The organism is Xenorhabdus khoisanae, from assembly GCF_001037465.1.
GTDB classification, from domain to species: Bacteria; Pseudomonadota; Gammaproteobacteria; order Enterobacterales; family Enterobacteriaceae; genus Xenorhabdus; species Xenorhabdus khoisanae.
Window position 1 is genome coordinate 1 of record NZ_LFCV01000240.1, and the last position, 2053, is coordinate 2053.

Annotated in this window: 3 protein-coding genes; 1 reads left to right on the plus strand and 2 read right to left on the minus strand. The window is 39.8% G+C overall.

Annotated features, from left to right (window positions below):
• Positions 1–283 precede the first annotated feature (283 nt).
• Positions 284–379, minus strand: a complete 96-nt coding sequence (locus AB204_RS24180) for a DUF7823 domain-containing protein (RefSeq protein WP_458864244.1) — start codon at positions 377–379, stop codon at positions 284–286.
• A gap of 107 nt (positions 380–486) precedes the next feature.
• On the opposite strand from AB204_RS24180, the gene AB204_RS20485 reads away from it, so the two are divergent.
• On the plus strand, positions 487–702 hold the full coding sequence (locus AB204_RS20485) for a hypothetical protein (protein WP_047965227.1): 216 nt from the start codon (positions 487–489) through the stop codon (positions 700–702).
• A 191-nt stretch (positions 703–893) separates the two neighbouring features.
• Here the strand turns inward: AB204_RS20485 and AB204_RS20490 are convergent, their stop codons facing one another.
• Positions 894–1847 (minus strand): P63C domain-containing protein, encoded by a 954-nt coding sequence (locus tag AB204_RS20490; RefSeq protein WP_047965228.1) that lies wholly within the window; start codon positions 1845–1847, stop codon positions 894–896.
• Between the last annotated feature and the right edge of the window lie 206 nt (positions 1848–2053).

A 2053-nucleotide genomic window follows, 5' to 3' on the forward strand; every position in this document is an offset into this window, starting at 1 on the left:
AATATATTTCGCTATGCGCGCTTTACTGCCCATGTATTTCACCGTTCCTGCCCCTCTGTTGGTGCAACCAGAAAATAAAAAGGCCGCCGTAGCGACCTTGGTTGTTCATATTGCCAATATGACGTATCAGTCATTTTAGAATGAACCCAAACACGCAACCAAAACTGAACATTGATATGCACAGTGAAATTAATGTAATGGTGGATATTTCCATGGGAATGCCTCATGAAAAGAAAAAGGCCACGCAATGCGCAGCCTTGAATTCAGTGTGTAGATTTGGGGATTATTTCCAGTTGATATACAGACGCTTGGTTACACCTGTTTGTTTCAGCATAGCTCCTAATCTTTGTGCTTCGGTTTTGTGATATCTAAAAACTATGTCACTACCATTACCACCTGTGAGTTGTTGTTAATTGGTTTATAGAGTTGATAGTTAGGTGCAGGTAAGATGGTCAATCAAAAATCAACCAACCTAGATAAAGAAATATGAGTGAAAAAATATTCAATGACGTTGGAGCGTATGCACTAATCGGACGTGCTGTCTGTCAGTTACTAGAGAAAAATTCACCAGTATGCGAGACCGACATCGCGTCAATCATGTCCGATATTTTTCTGGCAGAATATCAAGGCAGCCATGACTCGCGGTGCGAGGCGTTCAATGGCGCTGTGAAATTATTGACGGATATTAAAAAACAGCCGTAAATTCAAAATAAGTCACCCAGCGTCTGAACTGAAATTTGTTCCGATGCCGGAATTCCGGTATCGGATATATTTCAATTGGTTGGGTTACCAGCCGCAATAGGAGATACTGGGGTTCTATGAGTGATTGCGGTGGCAGAAATGAAAAACCCGCCCCGGCGGGTTGTGATGCTGATAAAGCGCCAAGGGCTGGGTTACTCTTTATTCATCTCATCATCTTGTTCTGTTTCTAAAATTAATTTCGGATGAACAGTGTCAACTAAGTCATAAAATTGCTCAGGGGTTTTTGATATTTTAAGCAAAGTGACAATAGATGCCAAGTGCTCTCTGAGTTTTGGATGCCCAATATCATCAGTTAGCCACTGGTGTAATTTTGCTTTTCTCTCTGATTGAGAAGCCGCTTTTTTTAATTCAGGTAATAAATCGGGGGCTAGTCGGCTATAAACAACGTTGTTTGTGACGGTGCCAATGAAGCTTGGTCTCCAGTTCTTCTTTCCCGCAGGGGGGTAATCAAGACCGTAAATTTTGAAAAGCCCTTCGTAATAATCTACTGGGAAAGTGCTTACCCAAGGTTTCAGTTCCTTAGCTACAAATGCTTCTAAAATTTTAGCCAAAGCATCACGTTCTCGATCTCTTTGATAACCAGTAGCCTCATCAACAAGTGCTATTGCTCCAACTCTTGCAAGCGCTTTGTAAAGTGCATTGGCTTTTATAGCTGTATTAATATGATTTTTTTGTTTTAATACACCCGCTTTATCCGCCTCTATCCATACCTCGCATATCGCAGGTAAAAGTGTGACATCAACACCGTAAGCAGCACCACCTCCTGTTCTATAAACAATTGGCTCTGCTAATTCTCTCCTTAAATCATCTGGAATGAACTCATCTAATTCGCCAGCTTGAAGAACGTAAGGAAGTTGTCCGGGTCTTCCATTTGGAATCCATCTAGGCATTTTAGAGCCAATAGAAACACCAAACGTTTCAGCAAGTCCCCCAGTACCCTGCATAGAAATAACCCTTTTACCATCGGGCAGTACGGCACATTGAACACCATTTGCTGCCATTACCCCAGTATGAGTGGCTTTTGGTGCTCCACGGATAATAGCGGACATAGCTGATGCTTTACGTGCTCTTTCTTTTGTGTTCATAAAGTGGCCTCTTTTTATTAGTTGAGGTCATCTTAGCTTAATGAAAAATAAACATCAAATTATAGCTAAAAATAAAATTAGCTATAAACAATATAATTTTACAAAAAAATAATTAAATCATATGGTTAACCGACATTTAAATCATAAAAAAAATATATTTTAGCTAAAAAATGCGCTAATATTTTATTTAGCTATATGATTGGATC

Excerpts from the sequence above, each read along its gene's own strand:
- AB204_RS20485 (WP_047965227.1), top strand. The coding sequence starts at position 487 with ATGAGTGAAAAAATATTCAATGACGTTGGAGCGTATGCACTAATCGGA.
- AB204_RS20490 (WP_047965228.1), bottom strand. The coding sequence starts at position 1,847 with ATGAACACAAAAGAAAGAGCACGTAAAGCATCAGCTATGTCCGCTATT.